The following is a 20,322-nucleotide window of genomic DNA, read 5'->3' on the forward strand; positions in this document are numbered from 1 at the left end:
TTTACGCGACCGAGCTTGAGCCCGGGATCGCCACCGACGTTGCCTTCGCCTTCCTGGTCGAGCTTGGTCGCCGCGGAACCGGCCAAGCCCTGACACCGGTTCGGGTCGAGTTCATGCGCTCCGGGCCAAAGAGCGATCTGTACCAGCTCTTTTTCGGGTGTCCCGTGAAGTATGGTGCTCCGCAGAACAGGCTCGTCTTGAAATCAGCCGATCTTGACCGGCCGTTTCCGGGCCATAATCCCGAACTCCTGGAAATCCTCACGCCGGCACTTGCTGCCGCCATGGGTGAGCTGCAGGCCCGCAGTTCCATTGGCGACCAGGTGAAAGTCGTCCTGAAGCGATCGCTTGCAAGCGGACGTCCGGAGTTGTCGCAGATAGCGCAGGATCTCAACATGAGCGAGAGAACGCTGCAACGGCGCATCACCGATGAGGGCAAGACCTTTCGCGAGCTTCTGTCGGAAGCGCGCCAGGAACTCGGACGGCAACTCCTGTCCAACCCATCCACGGACATCGACGAGGTCGCATGTCTTCTAGGATATCAGGATCGCAGTTCCTTCTACCGCGCCTTTCGTGACTGGGAGGGGCTGACGCCTCTGCAATGGCGCGAGCTGAACGAACGGGATGCCTCGCAATTCAATTCGCTGCATTGATGCAAATCAGGTCTCGCATGCTGCCACAGTAGCGGCGAGCGTCGGAGTTATTTCCAGCTACCTAAGACAATCCCTTGGCGCCCCTCTTTGGCGCCGGCTGCAATGCGATTGGCATCATCCGCCACTGCATCGGTATGCCGGTGCTGATAGCTAAAGATGCCGGGGAGATCCGAAGCAGCTATCAGTTCAAGGAGACTAAAATGTCTGGCAAAGTATGGTTCATCACTGGCGCGTCCCGCGGGTTCGGTCGCATTTGGGCCGAAGCCGCCCTGAAACGCGGCGACAAGGTCGTGGCAACAGCACGCTCTCTCGAAAGCATTGCCGATCTCAGCCAACAATATGGCGACGCAGTTCTACCGCTTGCTCTCGACGTCACGGATACTGACCAGGTTCGCAGCGTGATTGAGCGCGGTCATAACCATTTCGGCAGGCTGGACGTTGTTCTGAACAATGCCGGCTACGCGCTTGTCGGCGCCATCGAGGAAACAGCGGAAGCCGACATCAAGGCGGAGTTCGAAACCAACTTCTTCGGGACGCTGCGCGTGATTCAGGCGGTCCTGCCATTGCTGCGCAAGCAGGGCAGCGGCCATATCATCGGCGTCTCCAGCGTCGCCGGCCTCGTCGCAAGCCCGATCGTCGGATTCTATCACGCCTCCAAATGGGCATTCGAGGCCATGCATGAAAGTCTGGCACAGGAGGTTGCCGCCTTCGGCATCAAGGTTACGATGCTGGAGCCAGGCGCCTATGCGACCGGCTTCGCCAGCCAGACCTCTCTCAAGATCTCTGTAGGTCTCGATGCCTACTCGGATCTCAGGACCGGAATCTTCGCGCGTGCCGCCAGCATCGCCTTCGGCGATCCTCAGGCGACGGTTGAGGCTGTTTTGACAATCGTCGATATGGATACCCCGCCGCTGCGGTTGTTCCTCGGCACCGAGGGACTTCCGGTCGCACGTGCGGCGTATGCGGCACGGTTAGCAACCTGGGAGGCTTGGGAAAGCGTCTCGAACGCGGCTCAGGGCGAGCGGAAAGTTCGGGAAATCGCTTCTCCGTGAATGCTTTGTCTTCGGGCATTTTGTCCAGTGTTACACACCCCAAGCCGCGACCCAAAACAGGTCGTCGCTTGGGGCATTCTCAGACTTTGCGGGCGGGCCAGTGATAAAGTGCCGCACCACCCCGCAATCCCGGTCCTTCCCGCGACGCTTCGACCTGTCGGCCGCGAAACCAAAACGTCAGCGAAACCACCGGCGTGCCATCCTTCAGCATATGGTCGAGGAAGCTGCTGACCTTCCGCATCGGCTTGATCATCAGATAGCACGTTACGGCGTCGGCATCACTGATATCTTGGTTGAAGAAATTCCCCCAGCAGATGGTCACGTTCTCGAAGCGCCACATCCGCAGCTTGGAAAACAAGTAGGGCACCGGCGAGATTTCGATCCCGCGAATTTCGGCATCCGGAAACGCGCGAGCAAGTGCGATGGCCATGGAGCCCCAGCCACTACCGAGCTCGTAGATGACCGCATGCTTCGGCAAATCCGCATTCCGCAGCAACTCGATGACATCGGCGATTTCGGTTGAGCTGGATGGCACTGGTGGTACGCCTGTCAGACCGTGAAACAGGAGGATCGACAGACATAGCGATAACACCGCGGCAATAGGAACGAGCGAGGGAAGATCGAGCATCGTTTGTGCGACAGCCTCGTTTCATTTTCTTGATCGGGGATCAGTGACCCGATACGGCTGGTCATGGGGAACAATAATATGATGGAAATCGCACAAAATCGTCCTCGCGGCAGTGGCCTCAGCTGCCAAGATGATGATTGGCGGCGCCAAAATGTTTCGTGCGAAGCGGGATGGTAATTTCCCAGCTAAGGATTTTATTGAAATGCTAAGCTGAAAATCGGACAGCATCCCCGTCCGTGGGAACGGATCCTAAGCCAAGACGGCAGCTACTATTGCAATCGCAAACTGAAATTGAAATCCTTAGCAGAAAATCGCGCTGATTTTGACGTTTAAACCCCACTGATTCAAGGTATTTTGCCGTTTGGAATCCGGAATTAGAAGCGACAATCGGCAATCGAAACGGTAAGCTGAAAATCCGGACATGCAATTTTGACAAATTGATTTCGTGCTCGGACTCGGGCGGCGAAGGGACCTCCCAAAGCCCCGGGTCTTTGCGGGATTGAAGCGGTCACGTCGGCGTTGCTATTTGCAGGTCATTTCCACGCATGGCCGGGCTCCTTCTGAACCACAGCTTGTCGAACTCGTCAGAAGGGCATCCACATCACCTTCCGGGATTTGCTCGCTGAAGGCAGCCATGCCAATCAAATAGTTCGGCCACCTGTCCCGACCGCCGACCGCCCTCGCGACGACGTTCTTCTATCGGCGTTCCTGTGATTTAAATGTTCTCCACTTGTTCATGTCATAGCCTATGATAGGTTGCAACGTCATGAACCAGCTTAAAACTATTTCCCCCGCCGAAACGTTCGGGTTCGATTTCGTGCAGCTCGGAAGAACGTTTCACGAGCTTTCAAAATACGCGAGCGAGGATGACAGCATCGACGCGGGCCGCGCCTTCCATGTCGGTCATCGCCTTTCCTGGGGCGATCTCGTCAACGAATATCGTTTGGTCATCCTTGCCGAGGCCGGGTCTGGCAAGACCGCAGAGATACGAAGCATCGCCCAAACGCTTCGGAGCGAAGGCAAGCGTGCATTCTTTTTGCGCCTCGAGAACATTCCCCGCGACTTTGAATTCGCGTTTGAAGTGGGAACTTATCCCGAATTTTGCGCGTGGCTGAAGGGCAATGAAGAAGGCTGGCTCCTCCTTGATTCAGTGGACGAAGCGCGTCTTCGCAATCCTCGCGATTTCGAACTTGCAATCACCAAACTCGGCGCGGTTATTGGAACGGCCAAGATTCGCGCTCACATTATAATCACGGGGCGCACAACTGCTTGGCGCCCCAAGACGGACCTCATGCACTGCATCGCTCATCTGCCATATGCGGCGCCGGTCGCTGTGCAGAAGACCCAAGAGAAACGAGATGACGCCGAATTCGGCGACCTTGAAGACGCGATTCAGACCGAGACACGTGACAAAGGCAATGACGGCGCTCCCGGCTTCAAGATCGTCACCCTTAGCGATCTCAGCGCAGAGCAGATCGCCCTCTTCATTGCGGCTCGCGGCGTGACCAATACCAAAGCTTTTCTGAATGCCGTGGAAAGAGCCGATGCATGGTCCTTTACCACCCGTCCACAAGATCTCGAAGACCTGACAGCATTTTGGCTTGCGAACGAGCGTACTGGCAGCCGGCTGGAGATCATGCGCAACAGCATTGAACGTCGCCTTAGCGAACGTGACCAAGGGCGGGCCGAAGCGCGCCCTCTTGCAATGGAGCGAGCACGGGAGGGCGCGATGCTGCTCGCCGCCGCCGCGACGCTTTCGAAAGATCCGGCAATTCGAGTTCCGGATGGGGCCGATAATACCAAGGGAATTCCAGTCAAATCCGTGCTTCCCGATTGGGACGAAGCGCAACAGGCGGCTCTCCTCGCGCGCCCCATCTTTGATGAAGCAATCTATGGTGTGGTAAGGTTTCACCACCGGTCGGTTCGCGAGTACCTGGCCGCCGAATGGTTTGCAAAATTACTCGCCCGCGAAACCTCGCGGCGGTCAATTGAGGCGATGTTCTTCCGTGAGCAATATGGGACTTTAATCGTAACCCCGACCCTGCGCCCGATTTTGCCGTGGCTTGCCCTGCTTGATGGCAAAATCAGAGATCGCATCAAGCAAATCGCGCCCGAAATTGCTCTGGAAGGTGGTGATCCGAGCCAGCTTCCCATCACAGACCGCCGACAAATCCTTCATGATGTATGCGCGCAAGTTGCCGCTGGGACGTCGAGCCGATCGATCCATGATTACGCGGCGGTCCAGCGCTTCGCAAATGCCGATCTCACGGATGACATTCGCGCGCTCATTAGATCGCACGCGAGCAATGATGATCTTTCATCCTTCCTCTTGCGTATGGTTTGGCTGGGTCAATTGGAAGGCGCGCTTCCAGAGGTATTGGAGATCGCTCTTTCGAATGGGGCGGAGGAGTATAGCCGCCAGAATGCATTTCGAGCGCTCAAAGCTATCGGGTCTGAGGCTGATCAGAGACGAGTCCGCGACGAGTTTATCTCACAGGAAAATGAACTTAACAGGACTCTTTTGGCAGAGCTTGTCGAAGATCTCGCCCCGAATCTTGAGAACCTCGAATGGTTCCTGCGCGCCATTGGCCGGAGCCAACCCAAGGAACCTTATAGCGTAGATGGCTTGAGCGAGCAGCTGAAAAGCTTCGTCCAGCGTGCTCCTCTTGACGTGGTTCATGCACTGGCCGTCGGCCTTCTGCCAATACTAAGCCAGCCGCCCGTGATCGAGCGCCGGCTCAATAACGTTTCGCAGCGCTTTGAGTGGCTGCTGCCCTCAGCCTCAAAAGCCGTTGAGCGCCTAATCTCGGTGCGTCATCCGAGTGCGTTTGAACCTGCTTGCTTCACCATCATGCGCATGATCTCAGGTGCTCGCGCCTATCAGAGCGACGAAATCTCCGATGAGAAAACCAACTTTGCTGAGCTTATCTCGTCTTGGGCGGAACTCAATCGAGCTTTCTTCTGGTTCGAGGTGCAGCAGACACGAGAAAGTACAGAGCAGAAAGGCGAGCGCCTGACTGATTTTTGGCACGCCTCAATTTTCGGGACCTTTTGGGCTTTCGGCGAATCCGATTTCGACTATGTAAGCGGCGAGATCGCAAATCAGAAGGAGCAGGATAATAAGCTCGTCGCGCTCTCGTTGGCTTTTGATCTGTACCGCCGTTTCGGCCGGCCTCGCGTCTGGCGAGAAAAGCTCAAAAAACTCGTGGCAGGAAACGATGAACTCGTGGCGCGGCTCAATACGTTTCTGAAGCCGCCGGCCCAACCTGAAACTCGTCGTTGGAGGGCACAGGAGCGACAGTGGAAGAAGCAGCGGGAAGCCCATAAAGCCACGCGCGCCAAATACCACGAGAGGTGGAAGGCCTATCTTGAGAAGGAGCTGGAAAGTCTCCGGGCGTCCCAGAAAGCCAAGCCAGGAGAGATGCTTAACGCTACGCTCTACCTGTTTAAGTGCAGCCATGACGACAGGCACGTCGGCGGAAAATGGACCGGGTACAACTGGCATCAGCTAATCGCGAAGTTTGGCGAGCCGATAGCTCGCTTTTACCGCGACTCCGCGGTCGAATTCTGGCGGCACCACGCGCCGACACTACAATCCGAAGGCGCGCCCAACAATCAGACGTCTTACGCCACGATTTTCGGTCTCGTGGGCCTTGAGATAGAGTTCCACGAAAGCCCCGGTTGGCCTTCAGCGCTGAGCCCCTCCGAAGTCGAACGAGCCTGCCGTTATGCCTCGTTTGAGCTCAACGGATTCCCGAGTTGGTTTCCAAAATTGTTCGAAACCGATCCAGCCACGGTGACGGCGTTCTTGCTGGGAGAGATCAGGTATGAACTTTCCAACGAGAAGGCCGACGTCGACGGTAACTACATAATCAGCGATGTCAGTTGGTCGGGCCAATGGTGCTGGGACCAACTCGCCCCTCAGCTCTACGGCCTTATGCAAACGGTCGAGCCCGTCAATCTCAACAATCTCGGCAAGCTTCTGAAAATCCTGCAGGGCTCGTCTATTTCTGATGCCGATCTTGGCGCGCTCGCTGCAACAAAATGCGCCGCGCTTGGCGATTCCACGAATGCTGCATTTTGGTTTGCTGCGTGGACAGGTGTAGCGCCGCACGACGCCATTCCTGCGCTCAGCGCCCATCTTGATGCGATCAATGATACCGAAAAGCGTATCGAATTCGCCATGAACTATGTCACGCACTTGTTTAGCGGGCGGAGGGGCGAGGACGGTGCGGCCCGAGGGGCCTTCCACACGCCTTCCTACTTGAAATCCCTCTATTTGCTCATCAGTCAACACGTGAAGCGCGAGGATGATATTGAGCGAGCCGGGAGCGGGGTGTACTCGCCCGGTCTCAGGGACAACGCGCAGGATGCGCGTAATCACCTCGTCGACGTCCTTTTGAAGACCTCAGGGAAGGAGACATTCCTGGCAATCCACGAGATTGCGGAAGCGTTCCCCGAACGTCCCTGGCTCGCGCGCTTCGCGAAGGAGAGGGCTGAAAGAGACGGCGATCTGGATGCGATCCCTCCTGCTGGGGTGCGAGAGCTTAACGACAAGCTGGAGAGAACCCCGACCAACCATCGGGAACTCGCTGAGCTTGCTGTGCTTCGGCTCAACGATCTGAAAGACGATCTTGAAAACGGGGACAGCAGCATCGCTGCGATCTTGCGAACCGTTAAGCTCGAAACCGACATGCGAAAATATATCGGGAAGGAACTTCGCGACAAAGCGTTTGGCCGCTATGCGATCCCGCAGGAAGAAGAGCTCGCCGATGCCAAGAAGCCCGATCTCCGCTTTCATGGCATAGGATTTGATGGTCCCGTGCCGGGTGAACTCAAGCTTGCCGACAAATGGAGCGGACCAGATCTTTTTGAGCGGCTCGAAAACCAACTTTGCGGCGACTATCTGCGAGACAACAGATCAAACCGGGGCATTTTTGCCTTGGTTCAAAAGGGCGAGAAAACCAGCTGGGATCTTCCCGGCAAACTTGGCCGCGTAGATTTCGACGGCTTAGTCGTAGCGCTGCAACAGAAATGGCTTGAACTATCGCCGCGCTATCCGGGCATCGATAACATTACAGTGATCGGAATTGATCTAACCAAACGTGACAAGAAGGGTGCTCATTCCCACACTTGAATAGCTGGCGTCTCACGTGTCCACATTGACCACGGTGTCCGGCTTCACGCCGTAGATCATCTCAAAATGCCGGTCTGCAAAGCCCTTTATATCGTCGTGGCTGCCGTTTTGGCTGAGCCATCGATAGTTATAGGTAAAGGGGCCAGGACGCCTGATCCATTGATCCGTCATGTCGTAAGTAAGGTTGATCGCGTAAAAGCTCTCGAATACCCGCTGTAAGTTTCAGCGGGAACGGCTCGCCGGCGGGCGTGGCGTTCAGATCGCTCATGATCAATTGAGACTGTATTTCTTGCGTTCCTGGTTTTAGTCGTGGCATAACTATCCGCTCGCGAAATCCCTATTTAGGCAACCGTCTACATCGCCTGGATGATCACTAAAGGCGCCCAATCCCGAATAGTAGCGGATGCATCTTCGCATCTGTCATTGTGTAGTGGCCCCCTAAATCCCCGGACACGATCTCCCACTTGTTAGGTGTTAGGAGTAATGTGCCCATAATGACCAGTCACATACCTAAGATAGAAGTGCTGTCCGGCCCTGAGCGCCGCCGTCGCTGGTCGACAGCGGAGAAGCTCGCGATAGTCCAGGAGACTTACGAGGCCGACGTCACGGTCAGCATCGTTGCGCGACGGCATGGCATTCAGCCGAACCAGTTGTTCGCCTGGCGCAAACTTGCGGCGCAGGATGCGCTGACGGCCACTGCATCGCAGGAAGAAGTCGTCCTTGCATCCGAATACAAGGCGCTTCAGAGCCAGATGAAAGAGTTGCAGCGCCTCTTAGGCAAGAAGACGATGGAAGGCGAAATCCTCAAGGAAGCGCTTGAGATAGCATCAGGGTCAAAAAAACACCTGTTGCGCTCGCTCTCGTTGCCGAAGGACGGTTCTCGATGACGGCGGTGTGCGAGGCCCTGGGTGTCGCCCGATCCAACATCGCCGAACGTGTGAAGCAACGCCCTTCCAAAACCCGAGGGCGGCCGCCGCTCCCCGATCAGGAACTGCTGGATGAGATCAAGTCGATCATCGACGACATGCCGACCTACGGATATCGGCGGGTTCACGCGATCCTTTGCCGTAAAGCCCGTAGCGAAAACCGCACATGGCCAAATGCCAAACGCGTCTACCGGGTGATGAAGGTTCACGGCATGCTTCTTCAGCGCCACACCGGTGCAATTGACACCCGTCGCCACGATGGCCGCGTCGCCGTCGAGCAATCTAATCTGCGTTGGTGTTCAGACGGCTTCGAAATCGGCTGCGACAACAAGGAGAAGGTCCGCGTTGCCTTCGCTCTCGACTGCTGTGATCGCGAGGCCATTGCCCATGTAGCGACACCGAGGGCATCAAGAGCGAGAACGTCCAGGACCTTGTCATCACGGCTGTTGAGGACCGCTTCGGTCTCATCAACACCCTTCCAAAGCCAATCGAATGGCTGACTGACAACGGCTCCTGCTTCATCGCAAAGGACACCAGATCGCTGCTCATCGATATCGGCATGGAGCCGTGTTCAACGCCCGCTCGTAGCCCTCAATCCAACGGAATGGCAGAGGCCTTCGTCAAAACTTTCAAGCGCGATTACGTCTCGGTGAACCTATTACCCGACGCCATAACCGTCATCGCGCAACTGCCTTCATGGTTCGAACACTACAATACCCTTCACCCGCATAAGGCATTGGGGTATCGGTCGCCTCGTGAGTTCTTAAACCGTCAAACAGAAACCTGATCTTGTCCGGGTTTTAAGGGGCAACTCCAGCGATCACAGCCCCCAAAAGGGCTGCCCGACTGATTGAACTGTTACAAACCGAATTTCGTAAAAGTAATCGCGGGATAGACGTCCGGCATGACACTTTTCATAAGGTCACGCTCGGCGGGCGTGGCTTCCGATCCCACCACGCGCGGGTCGCTGCGTGTTCCCGCCAGCCGAATATATCCTGCGTCAACAATCTGCCCCTGGCCGATCGTGATCGTACTTTCACCCCCGAATGGGCGGACATAGCTGAATGTTCTACCGAAGAGGCCGTCCTGGTCACCTCCCGCCTCAATGGTTGTATTTCCATAACGACAGGACGCGTATGTAATGGAGTAGCGACCAGGGGCAACGGGCACGAACCATCTCTCATATCTTTGCGCGGTCGCGGAGAACAACTGGCCGAGGGACAGCTTGTTTGGATTTTGCAGACGATACGCAGCAGCGGAACCAACCGACAGAGGTGGTTCCGTTTCGTCTGGCTTTCCCGCATTGATTTTGCGCAGCGTGATGTAACCGTCGCAATTCACGTCACCCAAGAACGGTGAATCCACCATTCGGACAAGAAGGAGCGAGCCTTTCTCCTTCCGCTTTGCGAAAATCTGGGCTGACCCTTCATGCTGCTCTGCAGCGACCTTGGCCGGGTCTGGCGTCCCGGCGCAGCCAGCCAAGAGGCCCACGACAAACCAAACGCCAACAGTCTTTAAACGCATCCTTAAAATCCTAGAGAAAAGTTATGATGTTTCGATGCAGTGGCTGCGATCTGTGCGATTTAGAGCAATGTTGCCGAATCCTCTTTGGGGTTGGGTAATGCCATAATGGCTTCGTAGCTTGCCTCGGAAAAACCAGTGGCATCCGTGGCTGCTGAGGCAAACGAAAGCGCCGACATCAAACGGGCCAAGGCAAAGTAGGTTGCAGAATCCCCATCTCGTCCTTCGTCCTCTGCATCAAAGTATCTTTCATCCATCTCGCTGCTTAGCGTGCCGAAATCGAAACCCCGAGGCAGTTCACCGGCCGCTAACTGCCGGGCGAGTTGGTCATTCTCCAACAAGGCGTACCAGCCGCTTTCAATTCTGCGAGTACACGCCCGGAATATCTCTTCGAATAGACGTCGGGCATCATTCGTATTAGGGACTTCTCGAAAGCGCTGGGCGAGATCTTCGTTGACTGTAGATAGACGCATGACACTCACTTTAATGGTGTTGAGATAGTTGTGCCGCCGGGGATTACACTTTGGCACCCTGCACAGACGGGTCTTGTTGCACCGATATCGACGATCTTAAGCCCATTCTGCTGAGCATATCGTACAATATCCGCCTCAGCGTGGCTTCCTCTTGGGCCGGAAATCAGCGTTTCACCGTCTTTCAAGCTGACGCCTGGGCGCAAATAGCCGTTGGGTTCGGAAGTGCTTATGAGAATTTGGCGATTACCTGCGGCATCTTCGACGACTGCAACCCCCATTGTAATCCGGCCCTTAGAGTTCGCGGGGATTTGATCTAGCAATTCGCTCACACGCGACGTAACGGCAGCCGAAGGATTGTCGAAAAGCGCTCCAGTCTTAACTGACGTGTTGCCAGGGTTGCCTGAGCCACCACCTCCTTGGCCAAGGGTGCCGTAGGTCGCCTCGAGAGCTGTTTGGCCAAGGTAGTAAAGCAACCCTCCGTCACGTTTGCATGAAGGTCCTGGATTCTTTTCGCAATAGGCTGCAGTGGAATAGGCATAAGCGATGTCTGTCTGCAATCGAGTCTGCATGAGGACACCAAGTCCCTTGTCAGCCATCGCAATTTCAGCCGCTTGTCCCGAATACTGCAGCAGTTGGCCATAGTCAGCTCCCAGCGTCGCATCAGAATCGCCGAGTGACGCGACGATGGCATCAACGCACGCCATCGTCAGGCATGCCGTCAAGTCGCTTTGCTGGGTTGCACTTATGCCGGCATAATGACCAACAATGTCTTGGACGCAGTCCTGATTACCATCGCACGCAGCTAACTGCGTTATTTCTTCTTCACGCTGTGCGTGCGTTAGGTAATTGAATTGATAGTTTGCGGCGCCGTAGGACCCTCCTTCTCCACCGCCAACTACGCTACCAACAGCTGAACTGAGACTCGTTCCGATCATCGTAGCAAGCGTCTGCTTATCCTGATCTGATAAGGTACTGTCCTTCAGCATACCCTTGACAAGATCAGCAATGGCAGGGGCCATCAGGGTTGTCGCAGCGCCTCCGAGTGCGCCTTTGATGGCTCCCTCCCAGCCGTTGACACCCCCGAGAATACCTCCTCCGATTGCATGCAGTAGCGCGCGACCTTGGCCACCTTCAGCCCAGAAATCACGCTCTGCCTGTGTGTCGGCATTTTTGTACAGGTTGGTAGCGATATCCCCTACCAGACCCGCCATGGTGGCCTGTGCTGCCTGCAGATCGGCCTGCGTCTTGTATTGATCGCGCAGAATGTTTTCGAGGTCCGGCAGACCGGGCAGTGAAGTATTGGTGTTGTCGGTATCGCGGCGGATTGTGCCGACATCCTGGGTTTGGTGTGCCGGGTCCGTGATGGTGATGCCGATATTGCCACCGATGGCGGAAAGTGCCTGACCGGTCTTATTTTCGCTGTCTTTAACCGGCGGCGTCGGCATGATGCCGCTGGTGCCGATCGAGCCGCCAAAAGTCTCCGCCTTCCAGGTCGAATGCGTATCGATATCGGCGACCGTCAGGGTGCCGGTGGAGAAGTTGTTGAGTTCCGCGCTTGCATCGCTGCTAATCAGACCGCCGAGGAGCGATGTCTGACCGCTGACATTGATGTTGAGCCCGCCGGTACCGGCATGGATACCGGATTGCTCGGTGACAAGAGCCGCATCGCCGTTGGCCTTCTGAGTAACCCCCGATGCGCTGGTCGAGCCAAAGCCAGTCTGTGCCGAAAGATTGAGCTGGTCAGCCTTGGCCTTGGCGATATCCACCTGGCTTTCGATGGTCAAGTTCTTGACGTCGGCAGTGACCGAGTTGCCTGTAACAGTCGCGCCGCGCAACGCCAAGTCGTTGGTAACAATGGTGATGTCACCCGTTCCGTTGACATGCGTATTGGTGTGGCTGAGGCTTTCGGTATCGGCACTGCCCTTGCCATAGCCGGCATTGGCAACCAGACCTAGGTCGCCGTTGCCACCACCACCAAAGGTCGCGCCGACGCCCACGCCAACACTCCAGGAAGAATTAGCACTGGTCGAATCGGATGTGCCCGTGGCGGCATTCAGATTGATGTTGCCATTCGTCGCCGACAGGAAAATATCCCCGGTCAGTGGATCTCCGGAGACCGTGGGAACGCCGTTCTTGTCGTAGCCGGCCAGGATCTGGGCACCATCGCTGGTGATGGAACCGTTCTCGGCTTCCATCGAGATGGAGCGGCCTGCGCGAATATCTGTGACGACCGGGGTCGAGGATGACGAGGACCAGCTATTTTCCTGATGGCTTGCACCAACCGTCAGCGAAACATTGACACCGATATCGCCGGACTTCTGGTACTGCTGGTAGACATCCTTCAGGTCCTTGTAGGCCTGGTAGAAGCCGAGACCGGCAATCGCCGTGTTGGTCACCGCATTGACGCCGCCGCTATCCGACAGGCGCTCGGCCGAGTTCATGATACTCTCAGCCGCCTTGCCGACCTGGCTCGACACGGTGAGCGTCACACCGGCAAAGCTCTTCTCGTGCGCCTCCTGGTAATTGGTGACGTCGTTGGCCGACAGCAGATTGATGTTATTGCCGGCAAAGAGGCTGACGTCACGTTCGGCCGAGGCACTGGTCGCCTGCAGATTGACGTCGTGACCGGCCGAGATGTTGAGGTCGCGGCCCGCCGCCAATGTCGATACCGCATTGGTGTCGGACTGCTGCGCCTTGCTGTCCTTCGTCGACTGCGCGCCGATGCCGATCGAGAAACCGCCGCCGCCTGCCGAGAAGGCAAGACCAAAGCCGGACTTCTTCTGTTGCTCGGACTGTGACAAACTTTCGGCACCCGGCGTGACATTGACGTCTCCGGCCGCCGACAAATTGATGTCGCGATCCGCGCTGACCGACGAGCCCATGATGTTGAGATCGGTCGTCCTTGCTGTCAGGTTGACGTCGTTCCCGGCCGTAAGCTCTGAGCCGACGTTACCCGTCGAGGATTGCTGGCCCTGCTTTTCGTTCTTGCCGTAGAGCGAGATGAAACCGCCGCCGGAGCCGACGAACAGGCCGGAATCCTTGCGCTGGCTGTCGGATTGGTGGTTCTCCTGCGCGCCGATAATGCTGACGCTCTCACCGGAGACATTCACAGAGCCGTCGGCATTGACCTTCGAGCCGACGATAGCGGCCGCCTTGCCGGCGTCGAGGTTGACGTCGCCGGAAGCCGAGAGCTGCGAGCCGACGGTCGTCTCGTTGTAGCCATCAAAGCTCGAGCTGCCGCTGCGCAGGAAGCCCTTGCGCTTGGCACTGTCTTGTTCGGTCTCGGTGTCCTTGCCGGCCGTGACGATCAGATTGCCACCAGTCTGGACATTCAGGTCAGCGACATGCGTATCGTCGCCGGCCGTGACCTTGGAAGCCGAGATTGTCGTATCGCCGCCGGATTTGATCGTCACGCCGTCCTTGCCGGAGAGTGACGACCCAACCGCGGTCGTGGTCTCCAGATGACCGGAAGCATTCTCCTTCGTCGAGCCGAGGAAACCACTCTTCTTGCTGGAGCTTTTGACATCGAGGGTGGCGCTATCGGTCGCTTCAGCAATGGTGACGTTCTTACCGGCCTGGATACCCAGCTTGCCATCGGCATCCATCGTCGAGCCGATGACGTTGATGTCGCTGTTCGACTTCGCGGCCAGATCGCCGCCCGCCGTAATGGTCGAGCCATTATGCGTCACCTCGGACGAGGAGTTTTTGCCGAACGTCGAGTTGGACTGGTTCTGCGAGGTGATGATGTTGATGTCGCCATTGGACGTCAGACCGACATCACCCTTGGCCGACAGATCCGAGCCGGAGATCAGAACACCGGTATTGGCATTGACCTGCAGGTTGCCGCCGGCCGAGAGCTGCGAGGCCTGCTGATCGGTACTGGTCGTCTTGGTGTAGCCGTCGTCGGTGCGGCGGGCGACATCGGTGGAGACGATGTTGACCGCTCCATTCGTAGCGGCCACCGAAAGATTCCCGCCCGACTTCGCGGAGGAGCCGATAATGTTGACATCGTTGTTGGCGGCAATCGCAAGGTTGCCACCCGTATTGACGCGTGCCCCCGTCGCATTTTGCTGGCCGCCATTGTCAGCCTTGACCGCAGCGAGGTTGACATTGTTGCCGGAAAGCTGGGCGCTGCCGCCCGCCTTGACGCTGGCGCCCTGAAGATTGAGATCGCTGTTGTTGGCGGCCAGCAGCACATTGCCCCCGGCCGAGACGCCGGCGCTGGGATTGATAACGTTCTGCCCACCGATGGTCATGGTCTGGGCAGCAAGCGTGATGCCGTTGGAAGCCGTGAGGTTCAGGTTGCCGCCGGCATAGAAGGTGCCGGTCGACTTGATCGTGCTGGCGGCAACGCTAAGACCGCCGGCTGCGGCGACCGCACCGGAATTGTTGACATTAGTGGAATTGAGATCGACCGTATTGCCGGCGATCATCGCACCGGCCGATGTTGCCGCCTTGGCACGGTCGGCAGCCGACAGGTAGACGACGGGGGCCAGCACCTGGACACCGTTGACGGTCTGGGCCTGGTAGATGACGATCGACTGCTTCAGATTGGCAGCCTGGTCGGGCGTGAGACCCTGACCAAACGCCAGTCCGTTCGCCTCAGCGTAAGCTGCACCATTGTCGAGCAGCGTCTTCATCTGGTCGATGGCGTTGTTGCCGGGGATGAAGGAGCCTTTTCCGAGGCCGTCGCCAACGAGCTGTCTGAGCTGCGTGTCGACGAGCTGATTGTCGAAGTAGGCATCTCCGAGGAACGGAATGCCTGTCTCCGGATTGTAGCCGGCGCGATTGATGAAGTAGGACGAGCCATAGAACTTCGAGACGTCAAGGAAGGCTGCGCGCGTCTCGAAGATGAACGCTTGCCCCGGAACCGTGCCACCAACACCGCCGGATTGCGGCTTGGCGAGTGCCGCAAGCTGCGCGACATTCGCCGCGGAGATCTGGGTCAGGTTGCCAAGCGCAGCGGTAAGGCCGCCGGCCGCGGTCGGGGCGGTGGTGCCAGCCACATTGGAGAGTGCGCTGTTGACCGTGAACAGGGCGCCGCCGGCAGTCATGCCGTTCAGGGCCGACAGCGGGTCGCTTGATGTCGAGGGTGCGCTGACAGCCGCACCGCCACTCGTCGAACCAAGCGAGGTGTTGTTGACCGTGCTAAAATTAAGGCTGAGTGCTCCAGCCGCCTTGAGCGTACCGGCAGCACCACCGATCACCTGCGAGCCCGAGACAATCGACGTGCCGTTGGCGATGTCGCGCGACGGGTCGGCGGTGCCATCGGCATTGTAGGCCGTGCAGGCGCTCTGGGCATTGCAGGTGAGCATCGTGGTGCGATTGAGGACGACACCCTCGTTGGTGAGCGTCGACCCTTTCAGCGTCGCATCGCCGCCGGCCTCGATCCGGCTATAGGAATTGGTGAGGTTGGTGGCATCGACTGTCAGATTGCCGCCGGCACGGATCACCGCTTCCGGTGCCAACGGACCGGTGAACTGATCCTCATAGACCGACTGGCTGATATTGGCCGTCGGGTCCCATGTGTAGGTCGTGCTTGCGTCCGTGCCGTTTCTGACGACCTCATCGACGATGAAGTACTTTGACGGATTATTGGGATCGAGAACGGGATTGCCATTGGCATCCTTCGGCACTCTCGCCAGGATCCAGTCATAGATCGGCCGCACCAGAACCGGTCCGTTCGCGGAGGTCCAGGTCCACGCGTGATAGCTGGTGCCATCGGCAAGGGTCGCCTGCGACCAGAGCAGCGGCTGGTAATCCTGCCACGCCGGAGGGTCGATGCCGGGATAGAGCTGGAAGATGTTCTGGTCGCTGGTCTCCAGATAGGCAAAAGGTTGACCAGCGACGGCCGGATTAAGCACGAAGGTACCGACGACCGCTCCGGAGGACACGAGCACGCCAGTCGTCCAGGTCGGCGTGGTCAGCCGCTGATTGGTCAGATTGGAGGTCAGGATGGAGATGTCGCCGCCAGCCTGGATCAGGCCGGAGATGTTGGTCGTCGCAGCGTTGCGCTGGCTAAGCGAGCTGCCGGCGATCGTAAGGTCGTTGCCAGCAAGAATAGCGCCCTGATTGTTGGTCAGCGTTCCCGCGACCAGAAGAGAGGCGTCGTTCCCGGCATAAAGAAGCCCCGTAGACGTATTCGTGAGATCGCCTGATGTATTGATGGTCAGATCGTTGCCAGCGGCGAGCTGACCGCTGTTCGACAGTGTCGGCAGGGTGAGCGTCAGGTCATGGGCAGCAAGCAGCGTCGTTGTGCCGCTTGCGGTCAGACCGCCTGCGGTGATCGCAATGTCGCCGGAGCCACCAGCTCCCGCGTTACCGGTACCGGTAACGCTAGACGTGACTGTGCTCACCTGCGCGCCGGTGAGGTCGGCCTGACCCGTGAGGTTGAGCGTCAGACCGCCGAGGACAAGGCTGCTGCCTGTAAGATTCGCGGATGTCGCCGTCACAGCTAGAGCACCGCCGACGGCGAGCTTGGCGCCGCGCGTTCCCGAAAGATCGAGTGTGCCCGTGCTAATGGTCAGATTGCCGGTGACGCGGCTGTCGTTGGTATAGCTGATGCTGCCAGGAGCCGTCAGCGAGGCGTTCGCGAGGCTCTGCAGCAATGTATAACTGATGCCGCCATTTGCCGTGGCGCTGAGATCGCTGCCCGACAGCAGCGCGTTGCTGGCTGTGACATCGCCATTCGTGGCGGTGAGCGTCATGGTGCCCGTCTGGGCGCTGCCGTGGGCCAGCATCAATGCGCCGGTCGCCGAGGCGCGGGTCGCCGCGAAATCAACACCCGAAATCAGGCTCCCAACGGAGAGCGACTGGCCCTGCAGGCTGACATTGCCTGCCGCCATGGACTGGCCGGCAAGGGCAATCGTGCCGCCCGCTGTCATCGTCAGATTCTGGTGGGCAACCGCATTCGGGGCAACGCTGTTGCCGATGCTGCCGCTTGCGGTGACGTTGGCCGTGCCAGCCGAGAGCAGGTTGGCGGCGTTGACGTTGCCCGCCATGGCCTTGAGGGTCAGTGCACCCGCGGAACCAAGTACGACACTGCCGTCCGGGGACTGGTTGGTCGCCGCGAAATCAACGCCCGAGACGAGCGTGCCCGCGGTAATGTTCGTGCCGGTGATGCTGACATCGCCCGCAGCCAGGAGTGTGCCGCTGAGATCCACGCGACCGCTTGCGGTCGTCGTGCTCGCGGCGTCGAGCGTGACATTACCGTGACTCGTGACACTCGAGCCCGTGAACGAGCCACCCCTCACGCTGAGATCACCGGCGACCAGCAGCGGGCCTGAGGTCGCGCGGCTGGCGTTGATGGTGAGGTCGCCGGCTGAACCGACGACGATTGCGCCGGTCGTAGACTGTGCCATGACGGCAAAATCGACCCCGGTCACCACCTGGCCGGTCGAAACCGTACCGCCAGAGAGCGTGATATCGTTCGCGCCAAGGATCTGGCCAGTCGCAGTCAGGCTGGAAGTGCCGGTAAGGGCTATATTCTGATGGCCTGTGACACTGCCGAGGCTGAGATCAGCCGCAGTGGCAGTAATCGTTCCTGCCGCCAGCAGAGCGGTGATGGTCAGTTGTCCAGCGGACTGCAAAGTTACGTCGCCGGCATTGCCAAGGACGATGGAACCGCCATTGGCTTCCGTTGCCGCGAAATCGAGACCGCTGACGACTTGGTTGGCTGAAACGGTGCCGCCGGACAACAAAACATTACCGGCTCCAAGAATCTGCCCGGCCGCAGTCAGGCTATGACTTCCGGCAAGCGAGATATCGTTATGGCCGGTGACGTTACCAACAGTCAGATCGGCGGATGTCGCGGAAATCACTCCGGCCGCAACCAGCGTATTGGCAGAAAGGCTGCCCGAGGACTGGAGTGTCACGTCGCCGGTGCTGCCGAGGACAAGATTGCCGCCGTTCGTAGCGGTTTGAGCGAAATCGATACCGGAGACGATGGCCCCGGCGGAGATCGCAGCACCTGAGATCAGGATATTGCTCGCGCCAAGAATCTGGCCGGTCACTTTTGTGGCGGCGTTGACGGTGAGCGCGCCATGCGACGTGAGGCCGCTTGCAGTCAGCGACGCCGCCGTCACGGTCAGGTCGGTGTCAGACTGGATGCTTCCGGCGGTCGCATTGCCAGTGGCGCCGACGTTAAGCGCTCCGGCGGACAACAGGTTGCCCGTCGTGATGCTGCCGCCGGTCGCCGTCAGGCTCAGGGAGCCGCCACTACCAAGGACGACATTGCCGTTCGGATCGGCACTGGTGGCAGTAATATTGATTCCCGAGACGGCCAGGCCGGTGGAGACCGAGCGGCCGGTGGCGTTGACATTGCCTTGCGCCAGCACATTGCCGCTAACAGCGACGTCGAGGCCGGCATTCAATGCGATGCTCTGGTTGCTCAACAGCGAAGCGGCCGAGATCGAACCGGCCGAAGCGGTCAGAGTGAGGTCGCCAGTGCTATTGGCGGCTCCTGCGACCGCGATATCGCCGGAAGTGGCGACAAGCGTCGCTGCGCCGTTGCCAGCGGTAACGCTGCCAGCAGCAATGCCGCCACCAGAGCTCATCTGTATGGTCGTCCCGCTGTTGACGTCACCGGAAATGCTCAGCAGGCCACTACCGTTCGCGAGCACAATATCGCTATCGGCTGCGACCGATTGCAGGGTGATGCCCTGGTCGGCCTGAACCTTGACCTTCTGTCTCGAGGTGACCTTGGCGGCTGTGACCTTCTGCTTCGAGGTGATGGTCACACCATCGCGTGCGGAGGCATTGCCGATCGAGATCTTGCCGTCGGCCGAGAGCGACAGTTCGCCGGCATTGGCGGCCATATCGCCGCTCATCTTGACGCCGGCACCCTTTTCCGTGACGACCACCTTGATGCGGTCGGCCTGCATGGCGCCGAGCGCCGTGCCATCGATCGCATATTCTGGCGTACCCGAGGTGGCGGTCAGCGCCGTCGACTCGCCTGTGGCATAGTTGTATTGACTGGCACCGCCTGTCAGCCGCACGGTCTTGCCATAGATCGGCGCGTTGACATGGATCTGGCGGGAAACCACGTCGAACAGATCGACAGCGCCAGGAGCAGCCGAGAAATTGCCGCCTGCCCCTTCGAAGGTGACATCACCGCCATTGACGGTGAATCCTGTCAGACTGCCGTCGGCGCCGATGTTGGGCACGCCCGTCGTCAACGTCGCATGCGGCGTGTTGATGAAGCCGCAGCCCGCGCAGGTGATTCCGTTAGGATTCGCGATGATGACGTCAGCTCTGCCACCGAATACTTCCGTCGGGCCATTCAGAGCTGAGCGGTTGCCTGATGTAACCTCGTTGAGAATGACGGAAGCCGGGTTCGAGGCATTGAGGTTTGGATTGCCTGGTGTCACCCCGCCGAGGTTCGAGATGCCTTGCTCACCTTTGAAGTTATTGAGGATCAGACCCTGTGTGCCGACATTGAAATTGTCGTATTTGTTGTGCGACAACCCGCTGGCGTTGGGTGTGACGATATCGATCAGCGGCACACTATTCGGGGCAGTACCGACGCCTGGCTGATTGGTGGCGGGTGCCGATCCAGCGGGGGAGACAGATTGCGCGTTCGCCAACATTGGTTGGAAGACAAGCAAACCGCTTAACATCAGCGCGAATGACTGCTTGAGGATCCGAGATGCCGTCCGCGGCGCCGAGCTTGAGAAAGCTCTCATTGCCGATGCGTTGACGTGATTCCTCATGATCACCACCTCACAGATGTGCTGACAAACAGAAGCCCGGAGTCGCGGCGGTCGACCGTGCCGCCAAAGACATCCGAATAACCCATATCGAAATTGACATTGCCGCCGGCGAGCTTGGCCCCGACCGTCCAGCCGAGCATGTCGCCACCGGCGATCTGGTAGCGGGCCTGGCGTGCGATCCGCCCGTAATCGAGGCCGACATAGGGCCTCAACTCTCCGAGTATC

Annotated in this window: 7 protein-coding genes and 2 pseudogenes; 4 read left to right on the forward strand and 5 right to left on the reverse strand. The window is 58.4% G+C overall.

Going from position 1 to position 20,322, the window contains the following annotated elements; genetic code table 11:
• Together JJQ51_RS32655 and JJQ51_RS32660 are read left to right on the forward strand one after the other, a co-directional pair.
• Window positions 1-650, forward strand: a 650-nt coding sequence (locus tag JJQ51_RS32655) for a helix-turn-helix domain-containing protein (protein WP_269245860.1), incomplete at its 5' end; no start/stop codon positions are given.
• A gap of 200 nt (window positions 651-850) precedes the next feature.
• Window positions 851-1,702, forward strand: a complete 852-nt coding sequence (locus JJQ51_RS32660) for an SDR family NAD(P)-dependent oxidoreductase (protein ID WP_152096717.1) — start codon at window positions 851-853, stop codon at window positions 1,700-1,702.
• A gap of 79 nt (window positions 1,703-1,781) precedes the next feature.
• Here the strand turns inward: JJQ51_RS32660 and JJQ51_RS32665 are convergent, their stop codons facing one another.
• Window positions 1,782-2,237 carry a methyltransferase gene (locus JJQ51_RS32665; RefSeq protein WP_173004683.1) on the reverse strand — a complete coding sequence of 152 codons (456 nt, stop codon included), beginning with the start codon at window positions 2,235-2,237 and terminating at the stop codon, window positions 1,782-1,784.
• 859 nt (window positions 2,238-3,096) lie between these two features.
• Here JJQ51_RS32665 and JJQ51_RS32670 point away from each other — a divergent pair.
• Together JJQ51_RS32670 and JJQ51_RS32675 are read left to right on the forward strand one after the other, a co-directional pair.
• Window positions 3,097-7,467, forward strand: coding sequence for a hypothetical protein (locus JJQ51_RS32670; RefSeq protein ID WP_152096719.1), 4,371 nt, complete (start codon window positions 3,097-3,099; stop codon window positions 7,465-7,467).
• Window positions 7,468-7,961: 494 nt separating this feature from the next.
• Window positions 7,962-9,180 (forward strand): annotated as a pseudogene (locus tag JJQ51_RS32675) (IS3 family transposase).
• A gap of 71 nt (window positions 9,181-9,251) precedes the next feature.
• Here the strand turns inward: JJQ51_RS32675 and JJQ51_RS32680 are convergent.
• The 4 genes and pseudogenes from JJQ51_RS32680 to JJQ51_RS32695 form a co-directional block, all read right to left on the reverse strand.
• Window positions 9,252-9,917 (reverse strand): hypothetical protein, encoded by a 666-nt coding sequence (locus JJQ51_RS32680; protein ID WP_152096720.1) that lies wholly within the window; start codon window positions 9,915-9,917, stop codon window positions 9,252-9,254.
• A 59-nt stretch (window positions 9,918-9,976) separates the two neighbouring features.
• Complete coding sequence (locus JJQ51_RS32685; RefSeq protein ID WP_152096721.1) at window positions 9,977-10,387, reverse strand: hypothetical protein; 411 nt, start codon at window positions 10,385-10,387, stop codon at window positions 9,977-9,979.
• 5 nt (window positions 10,388-10,392) lie between these two features.
• Window positions 10,393-20,004 (reverse strand): hemagglutinin repeat-containing protein, encoded by a 9,612-nt coding sequence (locus JJQ51_RS32690; RefSeq protein WP_269245861.1) that lies wholly within the window; start codon window positions 20,002-20,004, stop codon window positions 10,393-10,395.
• 95 nt (window positions 20,005-20,099) lie between these two features.
• Window positions 20,100-20,322 (reverse strand): annotated as a pseudogene (locus JJQ51_RS32695) (ShlB/FhaC/HecB family hemolysin secretion/activation protein); the annotation flags it as partial.

Source organism: Rhizobium sp. AG207R (genome assembly GCF_027109195.1).
GTDB classification, from domain to species: Bacteria; Pseudomonadota; Alphaproteobacteria; order Rhizobiales; family Rhizobiaceae; genus Rhizobium; species Rhizobium dioscoreae.

Coding starts and splice junctions, on each gene's coding strand:
- JJQ51_RS32660 (WP_152096717.1), top strand. CDS start 851: ATGTCTGGCAAAGTATGGTTCATCACTGGCGCGTCCCGCGGGTTCGGT.
- JJQ51_RS32670 (WP_152096719.1), top strand. CDS start 3,097: ATGAACCAGCTTAAAACTATTTCCCCCGCCGAAACGTTCGGGTTCGAT.
- JJQ51_RS32680 (WP_152096720.1), bottom strand. CDS start 9,917: ATGCGTTTAAAGACTGTTGGCGTTTGGTTTGTCGTGGGCCTCTTGGCT.
- JJQ51_RS32685 (WP_152096721.1), bottom strand. CDS start 10,387: ATGCGTCTATCTACAGTCAACGAAGATCTCGCCCAGCGCTTTCGAGAA.
- JJQ51_RS32690 (WP_269245861.1), bottom strand. CDS start 20,004: ATGTTAAGCGGTTTGCTTGTCTTCCAACCAATGTTGGCGAACGCGCAA.